Annotated in this window: 24 protein-coding genes; 23 read left to right on the top strand and 1 reads right to left on the bottom strand. The window is 60.3% G+C overall.

The window, feature by feature from the left end:
• Positions 1–85: 85 nt before the first annotated feature.
• The 4 genes from rpoC (at position 86) to AB7783_RS11530 (ending at position 9,319) form a co-directional block, all read left to right on the top strand.
• Entirely contained in the window at positions 86–4,285 is a 4,200-nt protein-coding gene (gene rpoC / locus AB7783_RS11545) for a DNA-directed RNA polymerase subunit beta' (protein ID WP_093762211.1), read from the top strand.
• A 94-nt stretch (positions 4,286–4,379) separates the two neighbouring features.
• Positions 4,380–4,841 carry a GNAT family N-acetyltransferase gene (locus tag AB7783_RS11540; protein ID WP_441277683.1) on the top strand — a complete coding sequence of 154 codons (462 nt, stop codon included), beginning with the start codon at positions 4,380–4,382 and terminating at the stop codon, positions 4,839–4,841.
• A gap of 267 nt (positions 4,842–5,108) precedes the next feature.
• On the top strand, positions 5,109–7,163 hold the full coding sequence (locus AB7783_RS11535; protein WP_441277682.1) for an FAD-dependent oxidoreductase: 2,055 nt from the start codon (positions 5,109–5,111) through the stop codon (positions 7,161–7,163).
• 125 nt (positions 7,164–7,288) lie between these two features.
• Positions 7,289–9,319, top strand: a complete 2,031-nt coding sequence (locus AB7783_RS11530) for an ABC transporter ATP-binding protein (protein WP_184517876.1) — start codon at positions 7,289–7,291, stop codon at positions 9,317–9,319.
• Between the two features lie 25 nt (positions 9,320–9,344).
• Here the strand turns inward: AB7783_RS11530 and AB7783_RS11525 are convergent, their stop codons facing one another.
• A complete protein-coding gene (locus AB7783_RS11525) occupies positions 9,345–9,947 on the bottom strand; it encodes a TetR/AcrR family transcriptional regulator (RefSeq protein WP_441277681.1) in 603 nt (200 codons plus the stop codon).
• A gap of 104 nt (positions 9,948–10,051) precedes the next feature.
• On the opposite strand from AB7783_RS11525, the gene AB7783_RS11520 reads away from it, so the two are divergent.
• The 19 genes from AB7783_RS11520 (at position 10,052) to rplE (ending at position 21,912) form a co-directional block, all read left to right on the top strand.
• On the top strand, positions 10,052–10,450 hold the full coding sequence (locus tag AB7783_RS11520) for a RidA family protein (RefSeq protein ID WP_441277680.1): 399 nt from the start codon (positions 10,052–10,054) through the stop codon (positions 10,448–10,450).
• A 735-nt stretch (positions 10,451–11,185) separates the two neighbouring features.
• Entirely contained in the window at positions 11,186–11,557 is a 372-nt protein-coding gene (rpsL, locus tag AB7783_RS11515; protein WP_068731626.1) for a 30S ribosomal protein S12, read from the top strand.
• Between the two features lie 15 nt (positions 11,558–11,572).
• A complete protein-coding gene (rpsG, locus tag AB7783_RS11510; RefSeq protein ID WP_068731502.1) occupies positions 11,573–12,043 on the top strand; it encodes a 30S ribosomal protein S7 in 471 nt (156 codons plus the stop codon).
• Between the two features lie 31 nt (positions 12,044–12,074).
• Positions 12,075–14,147: an elongation factor G gene (fusA, locus tag AB7783_RS11505; protein ID WP_089268268.1), complete on the top strand. Its 2,073-nt coding sequence runs from the start codon at positions 12,075–12,077 to the stop codon at positions 14,145–14,147.
• A 39-nt stretch (positions 14,148–14,186) separates the two neighbouring features.
• On the top strand, positions 14,187–15,377 hold the full coding sequence (gene tuf, locus AB7783_RS11500; RefSeq protein WP_184517871.1) for an elongation factor Tu: 1,191 nt from the start codon (positions 14,187–14,189) through the stop codon (positions 15,375–15,377).
• Positions 15,378–15,460: 83 nt separating this feature from the next.
• Positions 15,461–15,769, top strand: coding sequence for a 30S ribosomal protein S10 (rpsJ, locus tag AB7783_RS11495; protein WP_013166261.1), 309 nt, complete (start codon positions 15,461–15,463; stop codon positions 15,767–15,769).
• Positions 15,770–15,820: 51 nt separating this feature from the next.
• Positions 15,821–16,546 carry a 50S ribosomal protein L3 gene (rplC, locus tag AB7783_RS11490; protein ID WP_068731496.1) on the top strand — a complete coding sequence of 242 codons (726 nt, stop codon included), beginning with the start codon at positions 15,821–15,823 and terminating at the stop codon, positions 16,544–16,546.
• Between the two features lies 1 nt (position 16,547).
• The gene (gene rplD / locus AB7783_RS11485) at positions 16,548–17,168 is read left to right on the top strand and encodes a 50S ribosomal protein L4 (RefSeq protein ID WP_089268169.1); all 621 of its coding nucleotides are present in this window, start codon (positions 16,548–16,550) and stop codon (positions 17,166–17,168) included.
• On the top strand, positions 17,165–17,464 hold the full coding sequence (locus AB7783_RS11480; protein WP_068731492.1) for a 50S ribosomal protein L23: 300 nt from the start codon (positions 17,165–17,167) through the stop codon (positions 17,462–17,464). Before rplD ends, AB7783_RS11480 begins: the two co-directional genes overlap by 4 nt.
• 12 nt (positions 17,465–17,476) lie before the next feature.
• The gene (rplB, locus tag AB7783_RS11475; protein WP_068731490.1) at positions 17,477–18,310 is read left to right on the top strand and encodes a 50S ribosomal protein L2; all 834 of its coding nucleotides are present in this window, start codon (positions 17,477–17,479) and stop codon (positions 18,308–18,310) included.
• 12 nt (positions 18,311–18,322) lie between these two features.
• Positions 18,323–18,601, top strand: a complete 279-nt coding sequence (gene rpsS, locus AB7783_RS11470; RefSeq protein ID WP_089268170.1) for a 30S ribosomal protein S19 — start codon at positions 18,323–18,325, stop codon at positions 18,599–18,601.
• A 10-nt stretch (positions 18,602–18,611) separates the two neighbouring features.
• Entirely contained in the window at positions 18,612–18,998 is a 387-nt protein-coding gene (rplV, locus tag AB7783_RS11465; RefSeq protein ID WP_068731486.1) for a 50S ribosomal protein L22, read from the top strand.
• A gap of 19 nt (positions 18,999–19,017) precedes the next feature.
• Entirely contained in the window at positions 19,018–19,716 is a 699-nt protein-coding gene (rpsC, locus tag AB7783_RS11460; RefSeq protein ID WP_068731624.1) for a 30S ribosomal protein S3, read from the top strand.
• 32 nt (positions 19,717–19,748) lie between these two features.
• Complete coding sequence (gene rplP, locus AB7783_RS11455; protein ID WP_089268171.1) at positions 19,749–20,162, top strand: 50S ribosomal protein L16; 414 nt, start codon at positions 19,749–19,751, stop codon at positions 20,160–20,162.
• A 4-nt stretch (positions 20,163–20,166) separates the two neighbouring features.
• Positions 20,167–20,376: a 50S ribosomal protein L29 gene (rpmC, locus tag AB7783_RS11450; RefSeq protein WP_089268172.1), complete on the top strand. Its 210-nt coding sequence runs from the start codon at positions 20,167–20,169 to the stop codon at positions 20,374–20,376.
• A gap of 10 nt (positions 20,377–20,386) precedes the next feature.
• Entirely contained in the window at positions 20,387–20,635 is a 249-nt protein-coding gene (gene rpsQ, locus AB7783_RS11445) for a 30S ribosomal protein S17 (RefSeq protein ID WP_089268173.1), read from the top strand.
• A gap of 41 nt (positions 20,636–20,676) precedes the next feature.
• Positions 20,677–21,045 (top strand): 50S ribosomal protein L14, encoded by a 369-nt coding sequence (rplN, locus tag AB7783_RS11440; RefSeq protein ID WP_068731479.1) that lies wholly within the window; start codon positions 20,677–20,679, stop codon positions 21,043–21,045.
• Positions 21,045–21,359 (top strand): 50S ribosomal protein L24, encoded by a 315-nt coding sequence (rplX, locus tag AB7783_RS11435; protein ID WP_068731477.1) that lies wholly within the window; start codon positions 21,045–21,047, stop codon positions 21,357–21,359. The genes rplN and rplX overlap by 1 nt, the downstream gene beginning before the upstream one ends.
• Positions 21,352–21,912, top strand: coding sequence for a 50S ribosomal protein L5 (gene rplE, locus AB7783_RS11430; RefSeq protein ID WP_120291946.1), 561 nt, complete (start codon positions 21,352–21,354; stop codon positions 21,910–21,912). The genes rplX and rplE overlap by 8 nt, the downstream gene beginning before the upstream one ends.
• The last annotated feature ends 11 nt before the right edge of the window (positions 21,913–21,923 follow it).

The following is a 21,923-nucleotide window of genomic DNA, read 5'->3' as shown; positions in this document are numbered from 1 at the left end:
CCCAGCCGGGACGTGGGGCAGGGTGTGTGGCTCTAAAGAATTTCGAATTTGCTGCTGATGGCGATCGGCACGCGAGGAGAAGACGATGAACCAAGAAATTATGAATCTCTTCAATCCGACGACTCCGGCTCAGGTCTTCGACCAGATCCGGATCTCGATTGCGTCCCCGGAGAAGATTCTGTCGTGGTCCTACGGCGAGATCAAGAAGCCGGAAACCATCAATTACCGTACCTTCAAGCCCGAGCGCGACGGCCTGTTCTGCGCCCGCATCTTCGGGCCCATCAAGGATTACGAGTGCTTGTGCGGCAAGTACAAGCGCATGAAGTACAAGGGCATCATCTGCGAGAAGTGCTCGGTCGAAGTGACCCTGTCGCGCGTCAGACGCGAGCGCATGGGCCACATCGAACTGGCCGCTCCGGTTGCGCACATCTGGTTCCTGAAGTCGCTGCCGTCGCGCATCGGCCAGTTGCTGGACATGACGCTCAAGGATCTCGAGCGCATCCTGTATTTCGAATACTACGTCGTTCTCGAGCCGGGTCTCACCGCGCTCAAGGACCGTCAGCTGCTGTCTGAAGAAGAATATCTGAAGGCGCAGGACGAATACGGCCAGGACTCGTTCACCGCGATGATCGGTGCCGAGGCGATCCGTGAACTGTTGAAGGGTCTGGAGCTCGAGAAGCTCGACGAGCAGCTGCGCGTCGAGATGAAGGAGACCGAATCCGACATCAAGCACAAGAAGCTCGCCAAGCGCCTGAAGATCGTCGAGGCTTTCCGCTATTCCGGCAACAAGCCGGAATGGATGATCCTCACGGTGGTGCCGGTGATCCCGCCGGATCTGCGTCCGCTGGTGCCGCTCGATGGCGGCCGCTTCGCGACGTCGGATCTGAACGATCTGTATCGCCGCGTCATCAACCGTAACAACCGCTTGAAGCGTCTGATGGAGCTCCGCGCGCCGGACATCATCATCCGCAACGAAAAGCGCATGCTGCAGGAGGCCGTCGACGCACTGTTCGACAACGGCCGCCGTGGCCGTGTCATCACCGGCGCCAACAAGCGTCCGCTGAAGTCGCTGGCCGACATGCTGAAGGGCAAGCAGGGTCGTTTCCGTCAGAACCTGCTCGGCAAGCGCGTCGACTATTCGGGCCGTTCGGTCATCGTCGTCGGTCCGGAACTGCGTCTGCATCAGTGCGGCCTGCCGAAGAAGATGGCGCTCGAACTGTTCAAGCCGTTCATCTATTCGCGTCTCGACGCCAAGGGTCTGTCCACCACGGTGAAGCAGGCGAAGAAGCTCGTTGAAAAAGAACGTCCCGAGGTCTGGGACATCCTCGACGAGGTCATTCGCGAGCATCCCGTTCTGCTGAACCGCGCGCCGACGCTGCATCGTCTGGGTATTCAGGCGTTCGAGCCGGTGCTGATCGAAGGCAAGGCGATCCAGCTGCATCCGTTGGTCTGCTCGGCCTTCAACGCCGACTTCGACGGCGACCAGATGGCCGTACACGTTCCGCTGTCGCTCGAAGCGCAGCTGGAAGCGCGCGTCCTGATGATGTCGACCAACAACATCCTGCATCCTGCGAACGGTCAGCCGATCATCGTGCCGTCGCAGGACATCGTGCTGGGTCTGTACTACCTGTCGACCATGCGTGCGGGTCTCCCGGGCGAAAACAAGCTGTATCGTGAGATGGCGGAGATCGAGCATGCGCTGCATGCGAAGGTCATCCACCTCCACACCAAGATCAAATACAGCTGGTCCGGTCTCGACGCGGACGGCAAGCCGGTCACGCGCATGGTGGAAACCACTGCCGGTCGTGCGATGCTCGGTCAGGTTCTGCCGAAGTCGCCGAAGATGCCCTTCGACGTCATCAACAAGCTGATGACCAAGAAGGAAATCTCGGGCGTCATCGATCAGGTCTATCGTCACTGCGGTCAGAAAGAGACCGTGATCTTCTGCGATCGCATCATGGCGCTCGGCTTCTACAACGCGTTCAAGGCCGGCATCTCGTTCGGCAAGGACGACATGGTCGTGCCGGGTTCGAAGTGGAAGATCGTCGACGCCACCCGTGCGTTCGCGAAGGACTTCGAACAGCAGTACAATGACGGTCTGATCACCCACGGTGAGAAGTACAACAAGGTCGTCGACGCCTGGTCGAAGGCGGGTGAAGAAGTCGCCAAGGAGATGATGAAAGAAATCTCCTCGGTGAAGAGGAATGCGGCGGGTGAAGAAGCCCAGATCAACTCGATCTACATGATGGCGCATTCCGGTGCCCGTGGTTCGCCGGCCCAGATGCGTCAGCTAGGTGGTATGCGCGGCCTGATGGCCAAGCCGTCGGGCGAGATCATCGAAACGCCGATCATCTCGAACTTCAAGGAAGGTCTGTCGGTTCTCGAATACTTCAACTCGACCCACGGCGCTCGTAAGGGCCTCGCGGACACCGCGTTGAAGACCGCGAACTCGGGCTATCTGACCCGCCGTCTCGTCGACGTGGCGCAGGACTGCATCATCACGCAGACCGATTGCGGCACCAATCTCGGCATCAAGATGCGCGCCATCATCGACTCCGGTTCGGTGGTCGCATCGCTGGCGTCGCGTATCCTCGGTCGTTCGGCCTGCGAAGACATTCGCGATCCCGCGACCAACAAGGTGCTGATCAAGCGCAACACGCTGATGGAAGAGAAGGACGTCGATCTGCTCCAGCAGGCCGGCATCCAGGAAGTGAAGATCCGTTCGGCTCTCACTTGCGAACTGGTCAACGGCATCTGCGGCACCTGCTACGGCCGCGATCTGGCCCGCGGCACGCCCGTCAACCACGGTGAGGCCGTCGGCGTCATCGCGGCGCAGTCGATCGGCGAGCCCGGCACGCAGCTGACGATGCGTACCTTCCACATCGGCGGCGCGGCGCAGCTCAACGAGCAGTCGGTGATCGAGTCGAATTTCGACGGCAAGATCACGATCAAGAACGAGAACATCGCCAAGAACGGCGAAGGCCACATGGTTGCAATGGTGCGCAACATGGTCATCGCCATCTCTGACGCCGATGGTACCGAGCGTGCGACGTATCGTATCCAGTACGGTGCTCGCGTTCACGTCGCCAACGGCGACATGATCAAGCGTGGCCAGCGTATCGCGGAATGGGATCCGTATTCCCGTCCGCTGCTGACCGAAGTCGACGGCACGATCGGGTTCGAGGACCTGATCGACGGCCAGTCGATTACGGAAACGCTCGACGAGTCCACCGGTATCGCCAAGCGCGTCGTTACCGACTGGCGTTCGTCGCGTGGCGGTGCGGACTTGCGTCCGGCTATCGTCATCAAGGGCAAGGACGGAAAGGTCCTCAAGCTCGCACGTGGCGGCGACGCCCGTTACATGCTGTCGCCCGACGCCATTCTGTCGGTCGACGTCGATGCCAAGGTGACCTCGGGTGACATTCTCGCCCGTGTCTCGATGGAAAGCGCGAAGACGCGTGACATCACCGGCGGTCTGCCGCGGGTGGCCGAACTGTTCGAGGCGCGCAAGCCGAAGGACGCGGCGATCATCGCGGAAATCGGCGGCACCATCCGCTTTGGGCGCGACTACAAGAACAAGCGTCGCATCTCGATCGAGCCGCTCGACAAGAACGAGGAGACCCGCGAGTACCTCATTCCGAAGGGTAAGCAGATCCATCTGCAGGACGGCGACATCGTCGAAAAGGGCGATTACATCGTCGAAGGCAATCCGGCGCCGCACGACATTCTGGCGATCAAGGGCATCGAGGAACTCGCTGCCTATCTGGTCAACGAAATCCAGGAAGTTTACCGGTTGCAGGGCGTGCTCATCAACGACAAGCACATCGAAGTGATTGTCCGTCAGATGCTGCAGAAGGTCGAGATTACCGATCAGGGCGAGACCGACATGATCTCGGGCGAGCAGATCGACAAGATCGAGTTCGACGCGCTGAACCTGAAGGCGAAGGAAGAAGGCAAGAAGATCGCGACCGGAAACCCTGTGCTGCTGGGCATCACCAAGGCCAGCTTGCAGACCCGTTCGTTCTTCTCGGCAGCGTCGTTCCAGGAGACCACGCGCGTGCTCACCGAAGCTGCCGTCAACGGCAAGGTGGACCCGCTCGAAGGCCTCAAGGAAAACGTCATTGTCGGCCGCCTGATCCCGGCCGGTACTGGCGCCTCGATGGCGAAGATCCGCGAAGTCGCAATGAAGCGCGACAAGATGATCCTCGACGAGCGCGAGAAGCAGGCGGCGATCGTGCCGTCGGCTCCGGCAGAAGAACCGCTGATGCTGCCGTCGGCCGAGTAATCGGGCCGGGCAGACTTAAGAAACGAAAGGGCCGGCGCAAGCTGGCCCTTTCTCGTTTTGATCTGTTCATTCGTTGGGAACGGAGAGCGGTCAGATGACATGCGATATTCGGCCGGCTCAAGCCGGTGATGCGGCAGATATCAGCCGCGTCATCATCCGCGCACTGCGTGAAACCAATGCGAAGGATTACACGCCCGATATCATCGCGCGGGTTGAACTCAGTTTCAGCTCGGCGGCTGTCGAACGATTGATCGACCAGCGCGACGTGTTCGTTGCCGAGATGGACAATCGTGTTGTCGGCACGGCGAGCCTGGATGGGCAGGCCCTGCGGACCATGTTCGTGTTGCCGGACATGCAAGGGCGCGGCATCGGCCGTTTGCTGGTGCAGCGGATCGAGAGGGTCGCCCGCGAACGCCAGCTTGCGATTTTGACGGTTCCGGCGACGGTCACCGCAGAGGCTTTTTACGCGAGACTGGGCTTCACGGCCGTTCGCGAGGCCTATCACGGTGAGGAGCGGACCATCGTCATGGAGCGTGTCTTGTCGCCGACCAACTGACCTGCCACTGCAGATCACATCAATGCCATGGAAAAGGCCGGCGAAAGCCAGCCTTTTTCGCGTCTGGCGTGTGTTGCGGCGCACTACATGCTTTTGTTCATCTTTCCTTCAGCTGAAAAATGTTTTCACTTGGAGGGGGTTAGCGCGAGTCGACGGGGTCGACGGGCCAGCCTTGCAGCGTCAGCGGATTCCGCTTTGGCTGGGAATACGTTACATCGACCGTTGCCGGATATTGCCGCCGGCAAACACGACGCGTGAAAGAAACCTATGCTTGATCTTGCAATTGTTGGTGGTGGTCCAGGCGGCCTGATGAGCGCCTGGTATCTCAAGAAGAAGCTCGGCGATCTCTGTCGTGTCACCATCTACGAGGCGTCCGACCGCGTCGGCGGCAAGATTCTCACGCGCAAATTCGATACCGCGCCAGCCATGTACGAAGCTGGCGTTGCGGAAATCTACGATTACTCGATGACAGGGCCGGATCCGCTGCGCGAGCTGATCCAGCATTTCGGCCTGCAGACCATTCCGATGGATGCCGAGCAGGTGCAGCTGGACGGCGAGCTGCTCAACGACGTGCCGGGCATGCGCAAGAAATACGGCGCCAAGACCGCAGCCGCCATTGAAGCCTTCCGTAAGAAGTGTGCGAGCATGGTGTCGCCGATCGAATATTACGAAGGCGTCGGTTCGCACGACAACGAACACCCCTGGGCATGGATAAATGCCGAGGAGCTGCTTGATAAGGAAGTCAGCGATCCCATTGCCAAGCGCTTCCTGAAGGTGATGGCGCGCTCCGACATCGCGACCGAGACGCACAACACCAACGGCCTCAATGCGCTGAAGAACTTCGTGATGGATGTCGATGGCTATATCGGCCTCTATTCGATCCAGAACGGCAACGAGCAGCTGATCTCCTGCCTGCAGTCGGAAGTCGATGCCGACATCCGGCTGAATCACCGTGTGCTCAAGGTCGGCAAGACCGAGCAGGGCCGCTATCAGCTCGACATGATGAACGGCAAGGGGCCGGACACCCGCGATTTCGATCTCGTGGTGATGTGCCTGCCGCATTCATGGCTGGCGACCATGCGCTGGGACGGCGAGCAGCTGCGCAAGTCGATGGTCAAGCATGTCGCTTACTTCGACCGCCCGGCGCATTATCTGCGGATCTCGCTGCTGTTCGACACCCCGTTCTGGGGCGATCAGATTCCCGGCGCCTGGTTCATGTCGGAAGCCTTCGGCGGCTGCTGTGTCTATAACGAGGGCGCGCGCCACGATGTAGGCAAGCACGGCGTGCTGAACTGGCTGGTGCCAGGCTCCGACGCGCTGGCCTTTGCCAACCTCACAGACGATGAGTTGATCGATGCCGCGCTGAAGTCGTTGCCGGTCTCGTTTGGCGATGCGCGCGAGCATCTGCTGGAAGGCAAGATCCATCGCTGGCTGTCATCGGTCAATGCGATCCCCGGCGGCATGCCGGTGCGCGACGTCATGACCAATCACCGGCCGGAGCCGAAGGATCATCCGGGCCTCGTCGTGGTCGGCGATTATCTGTTCGACTCGACGCTGAACGGTCTGCTCGACTCCTCGGATGCCGCCACCGACATCATCCTCACCGAGATGATGCGCCTGCGCCGTGCGCAGGGTCAGAATGGCACGACGATCTCCGACAAGATCGATCGCGACTATTTCCAGAACTATCGCGGTGTCGGTCCTTACAGCGAGGTCTGGAACCAGTTCACCGACCCTGCCTATCTGACAAATCTCATCAAGATCGTCTGGGGCCGCGCCAAGGGCTATAAGCTGCTGGTTGCGGGCTCGGCGAGTGGCGAACTGGTCGGCGCGCTGCGTGCCAGGGGGATCGACGCCTGGGGTGTCGAGAACAACAAGGCGATCCACGCCAGGACGCCAAAGGCGCTGCAGAAGTTCAACAAACTCGGATCGATCACCGATCTGCCGTTCAAGGCTGGGCAGTTCGATTTCGTGTTCGAGACCAGCTTGTGTCACGTGAGCGACAAGCAGGTGGTGACGGCCGTGCAGGAGCTCAACCGCGTCGTGAAGACCGGCCTCGTGTTCGGCTCGGTCACGTCCGATATGGCGCCGGCGGTGATCGATCGCTATGACCTGCTGCGCGGCGTCAAGAAGCTCGGCACCTGGTGGGAGTGGTCGGAACTGTTCTTCGGCAATGGCTTCGACCTGTCGATGCATCGCCGCGACTGCACCGAGGCGGTGTGGGAAGCCACACTGGCCGCCGGCAAGGGGCCGGGCCATTGGTATGCCGACGCGGACAGCCTGCGCTACTCGTTCTTCGACAAGGTTGATGCCGAGGATTGATCTTTGGCATCCGCCTTCGGTTGCTTTGCCGAGGACATTCTGATCGCATAGGATCATTGCCGTGGCTGTCCGGGCCGCTTCATTGATTCTTGCGGTCGAAGGACCGTGCAGCAACGGTTCGTTCCATGGCGTCGAAGCCACCTCCAAAGCCTCCATCTGACGACAAGAACGCGGCCGAGCCGGCCACGCCGCTCGATGACAAGTTTGCGCTCCCGGTTGGCGCTGCCGCCGCTTCGGTTCCCAGCACGAAACCGCCGGCTGTCGAGAAGACGGCAAAAGCCAAGCCTGCCGTCGATGATGACGACGAGGATGAAGACGACGAGCTCGATGACGATGATGACGAGGAACTGGTCGTCTTCACCGCGCGCGAGGCCGCCGGCGCCTTCGGGACGGTCTATCGTTTCACGCGGCCGTTGCTCGGCAAGTACCGCAAGCTGCTTGGCTTCGTTGGCTTCGGCGTTCTGGTCGAGACGCTGTTCAACGTCATCATGCCGCTCAGCCTCAAATATCTGATCGACGACGCGCTCGGCGAGGAAGACTTCGACGCGCTGTTCAAGATCCTGTCGGTGCTGGCCGTCGCCGGCATTGTCACGTCGATCGTTGCGATCTGGTACGAGCGCTGGGACGCCAAACTGGCAGCCTCGATCATCACGGACGTCCGCTCGCGCCTGTTCGATCACGTGCAGGATCTGCCGTCGGCCTATTTCGCCCGCACCAAGCGCGGCGAGATTCTGTCGCGCTTCTCGATCGATCTGTCGTCTTTCGAGACGGCCATCAAGAGTTTCGCCAACAGCGCATTGCTGCCGTTCCTCGAACTGATCGCCGGCATCGGGCTGATGCTGTATCTGAACTGGCAGCTTGCCGCCGTGGCGCTATTGATTTTCCCGATCACGCTGATCGGCCCGCGCATCCTGACGCCGAAGGCCGTGCAGGCCAATTACGACCAGAAGCTCAGCGAAGCTTCAGTGCTCGGCATGGTGCAGGAGAACATCGCGGCACAGGCGGTGATCAAGGCCTTCAGCCTGCAGCGGCGTACCATGGGCTGGTTCCGGCTACGCAATAACGAAACGCGCGACAGGATTGCGGCGGCGACCTTCCTGTCGACCATGGTCGAGCGCTCGGTCACCGTCTCGGTATTGCTGCTGCATTTGGTGGTGCTGGCGATCGGCGCCTATCTCGCCACCAAGGGGCAGATCACGGTCGGTACCTTCGTCACCTTCGAAAGCGCGTTCTGGGAGGTGTCCTACAACATCGCCCATGTCATGCATTTCATCCCGGTGTCGATCCAGGCAGCGGCCGCGGTGCGGCACATGGAGGAAATGCTCGACGAGCCGACACGCGGCGCCGACAAGCCCGGCTCACCGGAGCTGCCGCGCATCGTCAACGACATCACGTTCGATCGCGTCTCGTTCAAGTATGAGAACAGCCAGCAGCCGGTGCTCGACAATCTCAGCCTCAAGATCAATGTCGGCAAGACCGTCGCTATTGTCGGCCCGTCCGGTTCCGGCAAGAGCACGTTGCTGAACCTGATCCTGCGGCTCTATATGCCGGACGAGGGCAGGGTGACCATTGACGGCGTCGATATCCGCAAGATCACGCGCGAGTCCCTGCGCGGCCACATGGCGGTGGTGTTCCAGGAGAACATGCTGTTCAACATGTCGATCCGCGAGAACATCCGGCTCGGCAAGGAAGGCGCCACCGACGAGGAAGTCGAGCAGGCGGCGCGCAAGGCCGAGATCCATCGCTACATCATGAGCCTTCCGGACAAATACGACACCCAGGTCGGCGAGCGCGGCGATACGCTCTCCGGCGGCCAACGCCAGCGGATTGCGATCGCGCGGGCCGTCGTCCGCAATCCGTCGGTACTCCTGCTGGATGAGGCGACATCCGCCCTCGACCAGACAACCGAGGCGGCGCTCAACAAGACGCTGTTCAAACTCGCCAAGGGCCGCACCCTGATTTCGTCGACGCACCGGCTGGCCGCCGTGGTGGATATGGACGAAATCATCGTCATCAATGGCGGCAAGGCGATCGAGCGCGGCTCGCACAAGGAGCTGCTGGCGCTGAACGGTACCTATCGCCAGCTCTGGGACGACCAGCGGCACAGGTCATCTGCCAACGACGATGATGATGACGAGGATGACGACGACGAGTGAGCGCATCTGAAGATGTGTGAGGCGGTCATCCCGCCGTTCGCAGTAATCCCGCCGCGAGCTGGCGGAAAGCCTCGACAGCTTTCGTAAGGACCGCGTGGGGATCGTCGGCGGCAGCGATCCAGAGGGCGGCGTTGAGCGCCGCGCCATTGATCAGACGGGCCGCCGCTTCGGCATCGACAGGCTTGACCGTTCCATCGTCGATCAGCCGTTGAATCGCCTGTGTTGTCGTGCGCAGACACGCCGTCTGGTTCGGCCATTGCGAGGGATCGCCGAGTACGGCGGGGCCGTCCAGCAGCATGATGCGCTGGATCTCCGGCTCGAGGGACATTTCGATATAGGCGACGCCTTCGTTGAGAAACCCGTCCCATGCGGTGTCCGCCTGACCGCGGGCAGCGCGCATGCGCGCCAACATTTCCGCGTCGATCTGATCGATGACGGCCTGCAGCAAACCCTTTTTGTCGCCGAAGTTGTGATAGAGCGCGCCGCGCGTCAGGCCGGCTTCCGCGGTTAGATCGTCCATCGACGCGGCCGCATAGCCTTTGGCGGCGAAAGCCGTTCGGGCCGCCCGGATGAGCCTGGCCCGGGTTTCCTCCACCATTTCCGCTCGTCGTCTCGCGACCACTGTCATCTCCGCAAAGTAACATACGCGCTGTATGCGTATTGACATACGAGGCGTATGCCTGAATATTCTGACATACGGGGCGTATATAATCGTTGAACAGGACTGACACCATGATCAAACGCGACGCGATTTTCCCGGCCGGCCGGCAGGCGCTTTACGAGATCAACCGGTATTCGGCGGCGATACGATCGGGCGACCTCTTGTTTGTCTCCGGCCAGGTTGGCAGCCGGGAAGACGGGTCGCCGGAGCCGGTCTTCGAAAAGCAGGTCCAGCTGGCATTCGATAACCTCGCGGCCGTGCTGAAGGCTGCAGGTTGCACATTCGACGACGTGGTCGACGTCACCACCTTCCACACCGACCCGGCCACTCAGTTCGCGGCGGTCAATGCCGTCCGATTGGCCGTGATCGGTGAACCGCCTTACCCGAACTGGACCGCGGTCGGGGTCAACTGGCTCGCGGGCTTCGATTTCGAGATCAAGGTCATCGCACGCCTCCCTGCATCCGCCTGATTGGCTGACCGTGGGCGTCGAATGAGCGGCGGCGTACCGCTCCACTCGACGCTCCGGTAACATTTGCTCCTGATCGGCGCTGCCCGGTGTGCCGATTCGGGACGCGATACGGCTTGCGTCGGATGCGAGTCGGCGGGGCAGGGCGCAAAAATTCCGCAACCCAGGCGATTCTCTTTCATCAAACTGCAACGAATCCGAGGCGCAGATTCTTTCGTGGATGACATGGCGGGCGTCGAAATCGCGTATGTTCTGTCATGATCCACATGCTAGAAGATGCAGTGCGAGAAGCGTTTCTTTCATCGCGCTTTGTTGTTGACTTGGGTATCCCCTGCGGATACAACCCGGCCATTCAACGACAGGCGGTGAGCTTCGCCAGTGTCGGAACGGATCACCCGGTCGGCTTTTCGGAGCTAATTGGGCACCAACCTCGACCAAGAAGCTCAAACGCTGTCGCTATATCAAGGCAATGCCAAAACGACGTTTGTCTCCCGAGAGGCTTCTCTCTTGAGATTAAATTCGAATGCATGACCTCGGTGCAGACCTAAAGACGCAAGTCTCACGGTCATGATCGCGGTCCTCTGTGGCGTTAAGCGCTTTCCGTTCAGCAATGAATGGTTGGCGTGATTTCGTTTTGCGTGAAGCTTTTCACGTGATGCGAATCGTGGGGCAGGTTGCTCCGATGTGATTTTGAGGAAGCCGTTACGGCTTCGAGCGAACTAAAGGGTGAAGGCTGACATGCCGACGATCAACCAGCTGATCGCTACTCCGCGCGCAATTCAGAAGTCGCGCAAGAAGGTTCCTGCGCTGCAGCAGTCGCCGCAGAAGCGCGGCGTTTGCACGCGCGTCTACACGACGACTCCGAAGAAGCCGAACTCGGCGCTTCGTAAGGTTGCCAAGGTGCGTCTGACCAATGGCTTCGAAGTCATCGGTTACATTCCGGGTGAAGGTCATAACCTTCAGGAGCACTCCGTGGTTATGATCCGCGGCGGTCGCGTCAAGGATTTGCCCGGCGTGCGTTACCACATCCTCCGCGGCGTGCTGGATACCCAGGGCGTCAAGAACCGTAAGCAGCGTCGTTCGAAGTACGGCGCGAAGCGTCCGAAGTAAGCCGGGGTCTGATCGATGTCTCGTCGCCATTCAGCTGAAAAGCGTGAAGTTAACCCGGATCCGAAGTTCGGGAACGTCATCGTCACCAAGTTCATGAATTCGATCATGTATGACGGCAAGAAGTCTGCCGCCGAAACCATCGTTTACGGTGCTTTCGAAATGATCGAAGCGAAGACCAAGCAGGGTCCGCTCGGCGTGTTCGAGCAGGCTTTGGAAAATGTGATGCCGACGATCGAAGTTCGTTCGCGTCGCGTCGGTGGCGCCACCTATCAGGTGCCGGTTGAAGTCCGCAGCATTCGGCGCCAGGCGCTGGGCATTCGCTGGCTGATCACCGCTGCGCGCGCTCGCAACGAGAAGACCATGACCGAGCGTCTTTCGGCTGAGCTGCTCGATGCGTCAAACAACCGTGGTAACGCCGTGAAGAAGCGGGAAGACGTGCACAAGATGGCGGAAGCCAACCGTGCATTCTCGCATTATCGCTGGTAACGGCGAAACTCCGGAATTTAAGGAACATCCCATGCCTCGCGTACATGCCATTGAGGACTACCGTAACTTCGGTATCATGGCGCATATCGATGCCGGTAAGACGACAACGACCGAGCGGATCCTCTATTACACCGGCAAGAGCCACAAAATCGGCGAAGTGCACGAAGGTGCCGCGACGATGGATTGGATGGAGCAGGAGCAGGAGCGTGGCATCACCATCACATCCGCTGCCACCACTGCATTCTGGAATGGCCATCGCCTGAATATCATCGACACCCCCGGCCACGTCGACTTCACGATTGAAGTCGAGCGTTCGCTGCGCGTGCTCGACGGCGCCGTGTGCGTTCTCGACTCCAACCAGGGCGTCGAGCCGCAGACCGAAACCGTCTGGCGTCAGGGCGACAAGTACAAGGTTCCGCGGATCGTTTTCGCGAACAAGATGGATAAGACCGGCGCTGACTTCTACAAGTGCCTGCAGGACATCATCGACCGTCTCGGCGCGAAGCCCGTTGCAATCCAGCTGCCGATCGGCGCGGAGAACGACTTCGTCGGCATGGTCGATCTCGTGATCATGAAGGCCTATATCTGGAACAACGAGGCCCTCGGCGCGAAGTACGAGACCGTCGACATTCCGGCTGACCTAGTCGAGAAGGCCAAGGAATATCGCGAGAAGCTGCTCGAAGCCGCCGTCGAACTCGACGATGAGGCGATGACTGCTTATCTCGACGGCACCGAGCCGGACGAGGCGACCCTCAAGCGTCTGATCCGTAAGGCAGTGCTGACTGGCGCGTTCTACCCGGTTCTCTGCGGCTCGGCTTTCAAGAACAAGGGCGTGCAGCCTTTGCTCGACGCGGTTGTCGATTATCTGCCGTCGCCGGTTGACGTTCCTGCCATCAAGGGCACGGACGAAGACGGCAACGAGATCCTCCGCAAGGCGGACGACAAGGAGCCGCTGGCTCTGCTCGCATTCAAGATCATGGACGATCCGTTCGTTGGCACCATCACGTTCTGCCGCATCTATTCGGGTGTTCTGCAGAGCGGCACCGGTGTCGTGAACTCGACCCGTGAGAAGAAAGAACGTATCGGCCGCATGCTGTTGATGCATGCGAACAACCGCGAAGACATCAAGGAAGCCTTTGCCGGCGACATCGTCGCTCTGGCTGGCCTCAAGGAAGCCCGCACCGGTGACACGCTTTGCGATCCGGACAAGCAGGTCATTCTCGAGCGCATGGAATTCCCGGAGCCGGTGATCGAAATCGCGATCGAGCCGAAGTCCAAGGCCGACCAGGAAAAGCTGGGCGTCGCTCTGGCGAAGCTCGCTGCAGAAGATCCGTCGTTCCGCGTGTCGACCGACCACGAGTCCGGCCAGACCATCCTGAAGGGCATGGGCGAACTCCATCTCGACATCAAGGTCGACATTCTGCGCCGTACCTACAAGGTCGACGCGAATATCGGCGCACCGCAGGTGGCGTTCCGTGAGAAGATCACGAAGCGCGCTGAAGTCGACTATACCCACAAGAAGCAGACCGGTGGTACCGGCCAGTTCGCCCGCGTCAAGTTCGTGGTCGAGCCGGGCGAGCCGGGTTCGGGCTTCGTGTTCGAATCCAAGGTCGTCGGTGGTTCGGTTCCGAAGGAATACATCCCCGGCGTCGAAAAGGGTCTCAACAGCGTCATGACCTCGGGCGTGGTCGCGGGCTTCCCCGTGGTCGACGTTCATGTCCAGCTGGTTGACGGCGCCTATCACGACGTCGACTCGTCGGCACTGGCCTTCGAAATTGCTTCGCGCGCGGCACTCCGCGACGCGCTGCAGAAGGGCAAGTCCGTTCTGCTCGAGCCGATCATGAAGGTCGAATGCGTGACCCCGGAAGACTACACCGGTTCGGTCATCGGCGACTTGAACTCGCGGCGCGGTCAGATCCAGGGTCAGGACATGCGCGGCAACGCCAACGTCATCAACGCGATGGTGCCGCTCATGAACATGTTCGGTTACGTGAACACGCTGCGCTCGATGAGCCAGGGTCGTGCAACGTTCTCGATGTCATTCGATCACTACGCGGAAGCGCCGGCCAATGTGTCGGCAGAAGTCCAGAAGAAGTTTGCCTGATTGTCGTTAGCGACAGTTGACGACTAAACGGAGAGAGTCATGGCCAAAGCAAAATTTGAACGTAACAAGCCGCACTGCAATATTGGTACGATCGGTCACGTTGACCACGGCAAGACGTCGCTGACGGCGGCGATCACAAAGGTGCTGGCAGAGACGGGCGGTGCCACGTTCACCGCTTACGACCAGATCGACAAGGCGCCCGAGGAAAAGGCCCGCGGCATCACCATTTCGACCGCGCATGTCGAATACGAGACCGCCAACCGCCACTACGCCCACGTCGACTGCCCCGGCCACGCCGACTATGTGAAGAACATGATCACCGGCGCCGCGCAGATGGACGGTGGCATCCTGGTCGTGTCGGCCGCTGACGGCCCGATGCCGCAGACCCGCGAGCACATCCTGCTCGCCCGCCAGGTCGGCGTTCCCGCGCTGGTCGTGTTCCTGAACAAGTGCGACATGGTCGACGATCCGGAGCTGCTCGAGCTCGTGGAAATGGAAGTTCGCGAACTGCTGTCGAAGTACGACTTCCCGGGCGATGACATTCCGATCATCAAGGGTTCGGCGCTGGCCGCTCTCGAAAACTCGGACCAGAAGCTCGGTCACGACGCCATTCTCGAACTGATGAAGAATGTCGACAGCTACATCCCGCAGCCGGAGCGTCCGGTTGACCAGCCGTTCCTGATGCCGGTGGAAGACGTGTTCTCGATCTCGGGCCGTGGCACGGTCGTGACCGGCCGCGTCGAGCGCGGCATCGTCAAGGTCGGCGAGGAAATCGAAATCGTCGGCATCCGCGCCACGCAGAAGACGATCTGCACCGGCGTTGAAATGTTCCGCAAGCTGCTCGATCAGGGCCAGGCCGGCGACAACATCGGCGCGCTGCTGCGCGGCACCAAGCGTGAAGACGTCGAGCGCGGCCAGGTGCTGTGCAAGCCGGGTTCGGTGAAGCCGCACACCAAGTTCAAGGCCGAGGCCTACATCCTCACCAAGGAAGAGGGTGGCCGTCACACGCCGTTCTTCACCAACTACCGTCCGCAGTTCTACTTCCGCACCACCGACGTGACCGGTGTGGTGCATCTGCCGGAAGGCACCGAAATGGTGATGCCGGGCGACAACATCGCCATGGAAGTGCACCTGATCGTGCCGATCGCGATGGAAGAGAAGCTGCGCTTCGCCATCCGTGAAGGCGGCCGCACCGTCGGTGCAGGCGTCGTCGCTAGCATCATCGAGTAAGGACGCGAACAGGAAGTCGTGAGTAGCGGGTCTCGCTACTCGCTACTCGCAACAACCATTCGCTTTCAAAGAAAGACACGGCAATGAACGGCCAGAATATCCGCATTCGTCTCAAGGCGTTCGATCATCGTATCCTCGATGCATCGACCCGTGAGATCGTGAGCACCGCGAAGCGCACGGGTGCACAGGTCCGTGGACCCATCCCGCTGCCGACGCGCATCGAGAAGTTCACGGTCAACCGTTCGCCGCACGTCGACAAGAAGAGCCGCGAGCAGTTCGAGATGCGCACCCATAAGCGTCTTCTCGATATCGTCGATCCGACCCCGCAGACAGTCGATGCTTTGATGAAGCTCGACCTGGCCGCCGGTGTCGACGTCGAGATCAAGCTCTAAGTATTTAGGTCCCGTCCGGTCAAACGGACAGAAAGAACAGGAAGCACGCCGATGCGCTCCGGAGTGATCGCACAAAAGGTCGGGATGACCCGGGTCTTCACAGACGCCGGTGAACATATCCCTGTGACCGTGCTCAAGCTGGGTAACTGCCAGGTGGTTGGCCACCTCACCAGCGAGAAGAACGGTTACGTCGCGCTGCAGCTCGGATCGGGCTCGCGCAAGACCGTTTATTTGCCCAAGGCTGAACGCGGCCAGTTCGCGGTCGCCAAGGTTGAACCCAAGCGGAAGGTCGCGGAATTCCGCGTGTCGGAAGACGCGCTGATCCCGGTCGGCGCCGAGATCCAGGCAGACCACTTCGTGGTTGGCCAGTTCGTCGATGTCACCGGCACCTCGGTCGGTAAGGGCTTCGCCGGTGGTATGAAGCGCTGGAATTTCGGCGGTCTTCGCGCCACGCACGGTGTGTCGGTTTCGCATCGTTCGATCGGTTCGACCGGTGGTCGTCAGGATCCCGGCAAGACCTTCAAGAACAAGAAGATGCCCGGTCACATGGGTGTCGATCGTATCACCACGCTCAACCTGCGCGTCGTGCAGCTTGATGTCGAGCGCGGCCTGATCCTCGTCGAAGGTGCCGTTCCCGGCTCCAAGGGCGGTTGGATTTCGGTTCGCGATGCGGTGAAGAAGGCTCTGCCGAAGGACGCGCCGAAGCCCGGCAAGTTCAAGCTGGCAGGAGAGGGTGCGACCGTTGAAGCACCTGCGGCCGAGCAGGAAGGAGCGTGAGATGAAACTGAACGTCACCACGCTTGAGGGCAAGGACGCCGGCTCGATCGAGCTGTCGGATGCCATCTTCGGTCTCGATCCGCGCGCCGATATCATCCAGCGTTGCGTCAACTGGCAGCTCGCAAAGCGCCAGTCGGGCAACCACAAGGCCAAGGGCCGCGCCGAAATCTGGCGCACCGGCAAGAAGATGTACAAGCAGAAGGGCACCGGCGGTGCTCGTCACGGTTCGGCTCGCGTTCCGCAGTTCCGCGGCGGTGGTCGTGCCTTCGGTCCGGTCGTTCGCTCCCATGCGTTCGATCTGCCGAAGAAGGTCCGTGCACTCGCGCTGAAGCATGCTCTGTCGGCGAAGGCCAAGGACGGCGGCTTGATCGTGATCGAGAACGCCAACCTGGAAGCCGCCAAGACCAAGGCTCTGCTCGGTCACTTCACGGGTCTCGGCCTGACCAACGCGCTGATCATCGATGGCGCCGAGGTTCATGTCGGTTTCGCTCAGGCGGCCCGTAACATTCCGAACATCGACGTGCTGCCGATCCAGGGCATCAACGTCTATGACATTCTGCGTCGTCAGAAGCTGGTTCTGACCAAGGCGGCGCTTGATGCGTTGGAGGCGCGCTTCAAATGAAGAATATCGACCCGCGCCATTACGACGTGATCGTCGCCCCTGTGGTGACGGAAAAGGCCACTGTCGCTTCTGAATTCAACAAGGTTGTTTTCAAGGTCGACGGCAAGGCCACCAAGCCGCAGATCAAGGAAGCCGTCGAAAAGCTGTTCGACGTCAAGGTAAAGAGCGTGAACACGCTGGTTCGCAAGGGCAAGACGAAGATCTTCCGTGGCAACCTCGGTTCACAGTCGAACGTCAAGCGTGCGATCGTGACCCTCGAAGAGGGCCACCGCATCGACGTTACGACCGGACTGTAAGGGCGATCAACGATGGCACTTAAGACATTCAACCCAACGACACCCGGCCAGCGTCAGCTGGTCATGGTGGATCGTTCCGCGCTGTACAAGGGCAAGCCTGTCAAGGCTCTGACCGAAGGCAAGCACTCGGCTGGCGGTCGTAACAACACCGGTCGCATCACGGTGCGCTTCCGTGGCGGTGGCCACAAGAAGTCCTATCGTATCGTCGACTTCAAGCGTTCCAAGGTCGACGTTCCGGCCGTGGTCGAGCGTCTGGAATACGATCCGAACCGCACCGCGTTTATCGCGCTGATCAAGTACACCGATGGCGAGCAGGCTTATATCCTGGCGCCGCAGCGTCTGGCCGTTGGCGATACCGTCATCGCCGGCAGCTATGTCGACGTGAAGCCGGGCAATGTCATGCCGCTCGGCAACATGCCGATCGGTACGATCATCCACAACGTCGAGATGAAGATCGGGAAGGGCGGCCAGATCGCTCGTTCCGCCGGCACCTATGCCCAGCTCGTCGGTCGTGACCATGATTACGTGATCATCCGTCTGAACTCGGGCGAACAGCGCCTGGTTCACGGTCGTTGCACCGCCACCATCGGCGCTGTGTCGAACCCGGATCACATGAACATCTCGATCGGCAAGGCCGGTCGTACCCGCTGGCTCGGCTGGCGTCCGCATAACCGCGGCGTCGTCATGAACCCGATCGACCATCCGCACGGTGGTGGTGAAGGTCGTACCTCGGGTGGTCGTCACCCGGTTACGCCCTGGGGCAAGCCGACCAAGGGCAAGAAGACCCGGTCGAACAAGTCGACCAACAAGTTCATTCTCATCAGCCGCCACAAGCGGAAGAAGTAAGGATCGCCGGACATGGTTCGTTCAGTCTGGAAAGGCCCGTTCGTCGAGGGTTCGCTGCTCAAGAAGGCAGATGCCGCTCGTTCGTCTGGTCGTCATGATGTGATCAAGATCTGGAGCCGTCGCTCCACGATCCTGCCGCAGTTCGTGGGTCTCACCTTCGGCGTTTACAACGGCCAGAAGCATGTACCTGTCGCTGTGAACGAGGAAATGGTTGGTCACAAGTTCGGCGAATTCTCGCCGACCCGTACCTTCCATGGCCACGCCGGCGACAAGAAAGCCAAGAAGGGCTGAGGACTAAGTCATGAGCAAGCCAAAGCGCGAACGGAGCCTCCCGGATAACGAGGCCAAGGCGATCGCCCGCATGTTGCGCGTGAGCCCGCAGAAGCTGAACCTGGTTGCGCAGATGATCCGCGGCCGCAAGGCTTCGGCTGCACTCGCCGACCTGCAGTTCTCGCGCAAGCGGATCGCGGTCGACGTGAAGAAGTGCCTTGAATCGGCTATTGCCAACGCCGAGAACAACCATGACCTCGACGTTGACGCATTGATCGTCTCCGAGGCGCATGTCGGCAAGGGCATCGTGATGAAGCGTTTCAGTCCGCGCGGCCGTGGCCGTTCGGGCCGTATCTTTAAACCGTTTGCGCAGCTGACGATTGTCGTTCGTCAGGTCGAAGCAGAAGCAGCAGCGTAAGCAGGCGCAGGAGAATAAGATGGGTCAGAAGATCAATCCAATCGGTCTGCGTCTTGGCATCAACCGTACGTGGGATTCACGTTGGTATGCCGGCAAGAACGAATACGGCAAGTTGTTGCACGAAGACGTCAAGATCCGCGAGATCCTGCATAAGGAGCTCAAGCAGGCTGCTGTCGCCAAGATCATCATCGAGCGCCCGCACAAGAAGTGCCGCGTCACGATCCAGTCGGCTCGTCCGGGTGTCGTGATCGGCAAGAAGGGCGCCGACATCGACAAGCTTCGCAAGAAGGTTGCCGACATTACCTCGTCGGACGTGGTCATCAACATCGTCGAAATCCGCAAGCCGGAGCTCGATGCGACCCTGGTCGCCGAGTCGATTGCACAGCAGCTCGAGCGCCGCGTTGCGTTCCGCCGTGCGATGAAGCGGGCAGTGCAGTCGGCCATGCGTCTGGGCGCCGAAGGCATTCGTATCAACTGCTCGGGTCGTCTGGGCGGTGCGGAAATCGCGCGTATGGAATGGTATCGCGAAGGTCGCGTGCCGCTGCACACGCTGCGTGCGGATATCGATTACGGCGTAGCCACCGCGTTCACGACGTTCGGCACCTGCGGCGTCAAGGTCTGGATCTTCAAGGGCGAAATCCTCGAGCACGATCCGATGGCTCAGGACAAGCGCATGGCCGAGGGTGACAATTCCCGGCCGCGTCGCGACGCTGCTTGAGCGTTTAATTAGAAGGTTTGAGGGCGTAAGCCATGATGCAACCAAAGAAGACCAAGTTCCGGAAGGCGCATAAGGGCCGGATCCACGGCGTTGCGACTTCGGGCGCCACGCTGGCTTTCGGTCAGTTCGGCCTGAAGGCAATGGCGCCGGAACGTCTGACCGCGCGTCAGATCGAAGCTGCCCGTCGCGCGCTGACCCGTCACATGAAGCGTGCCGGCCGCGTCTGGATCCGGGTGTTCCCGGATCTTCCGGTTTCGAAGAAGCCCGCTGAAGTCCGAATGGGTTCCGGCAAGGGTACTCCGGAACTGTGGGTTGCGCGCGTCAAGCCAGGCCGAGTGATCTTCGAGATCGACGGTGTCACCACGCAGATTGCCAAGGAAGCGATGACCCTCGCTGCCGCCAAGCTGCCGATCAAGACGCGTTTCGTTACGCGCATTGCGGAGTAGAGCCATGGCCGAAATGAAAACCAGCGATATCCGCGCAATGAGCCCCGATCAGATGGACGACGCCGTCCTCAATCTGAAGAAGGAGCGTTTCAACCTGCGCTTCCAGCGCGCCACCGGGCAGCTGGAAAACACCTCTCGCCTTCGTGAGGCGCGTCGTGATATTGCACGAATCAAGACCATCGCCGCGCAGAAGCGCGACGGTAAGTCGAAGTAAGGGGCCGAACATGCCGAAACGTACTCTGCAGGGCGTGGTCGTCAGCGACAAGCAAGCCAAGACGGTTGTTGTTCGCGTTGACCGTCGCTTTACGCACCCGATCTACAAGAAGACCATTCGCCGTTCGAAAAATTACCATGCCCACGACGAGAACAACGAGTTCAAGCCGGGCGACATGGTGTGGATCGAAGAGAGCAAGCCGATGTCGAAGCTGAAGCACTGGACGGTTGTCCGGGGCGAACAGAAGAAGACTGCCTAAAAATCGCGCATTAGCGCATAAACAGAGGACGAGGTGCATCAATGATTCAGATGCAGACCAACCTCGACGTGGCCGATAATTCAGGCGCACGCCGTGTCATGTGCATTAAGGTGATTGGTGGATCCAAGCGCCGTTATGCATCCGTTGGCGACGTAATTGTCGTATCGATCAAGGAAGCCATCCCACGTGGGAAGGTGAAGAAGGGCGACGTCATGAAGGCGGTCGTCGTGCGCGTCCGCAAGGACATTCGCCGCCCGGATGGCTCTGTCATCCGCTTCGATCGCAACGCTGCCGTGCTGATCAACAATCAGTCCGAGCCGATCGGTACCCGTATCTTCGGGCCCGTGCCGCGTGAGCTGCGCGCCAAGAACCACATGAAGATCATTTCGCTTGCGCCGGAGGTGCTGTAATGGCTGCCAAAATTCGCAAGGGTGACAAGGTCATCGTGCTGAACGGTCGCGACAAGGGCCGTACCGGCGAAGTGTTTGAAGTGCGCCCGACCGAGGGCAAGGCGCTGGTTCGCGGCGTCAACCTGGTCAAGCGTCACCAGAAGCAGACCCAGGCACAGGAAGGCGGCATCATCTCGAAAGAGGCGCCGATCCAACTGTCCAACATCGCGATCGTCGGCAAGGACGGCAAGCCGACTCGCGTTGGTTTCAAGATCCAGGCTGATGGCACCAAGGTGCGTATCGCCAAGCGTTCGGGAGCAGAGATCGATGTCTGAGACCGTCTACATTCCGCGCCTGCGCGTCGAATACGACAAGTCCATTCGTGCCAAGCTGACTGAACAGTTCGGCTACGAAAACGTCATGCAGGTTCCGCGCCTCGACAAGATCGTCCTGAACATGGGCGTTGGCGAAGCTGTGAACGACCGCAAGAAGGCCGAAACCGCTGCCAGCGACCTGTCGCTGATCGCCGGTCAGAAGGCCATCGTGACCTATTCGCGCGTTGCTATCGCGACCTTCAAGCTGCGTGAAAACCAGCCGATCGGCGCCAAGGTGACTCTCCGCAAGACGAAGATGTACGAGTTCATCGATCGTCTGGTGAACGTCGCTCTGCCGCGCGTGCGAGATTTCCGTGGCCTGAACGCCAAGAGCTTCGACGGCCGTGGCAACTACTCGCTCGGTCTCAAAGAGCACATCATTTTCCCGGAAATCGATTTCGACAAGGCCGGGGATACGCCGCTGGGCATGGACATCACGGTGTGCACCACTGCGCGCACCGACGACGAGGCCCGCGCTTTGTTGACCGCTTTCAATTTCCCGTTCCGGCAGTGAGTAGCTGAAAA

Origin of the sequence: Tardiphaga sp. 172_B4_N1_3, from assembly GCF_052076035.1 — a bacterium.
Lineage (GTDB): Bacteria > Pseudomonadota > Alphaproteobacteria > Rhizobiales > Xanthobacteraceae > Tardiphaga > Tardiphaga robiniae.
This window is presented reverse-complemented; position numbering and strand designations above follow the sequence as displayed.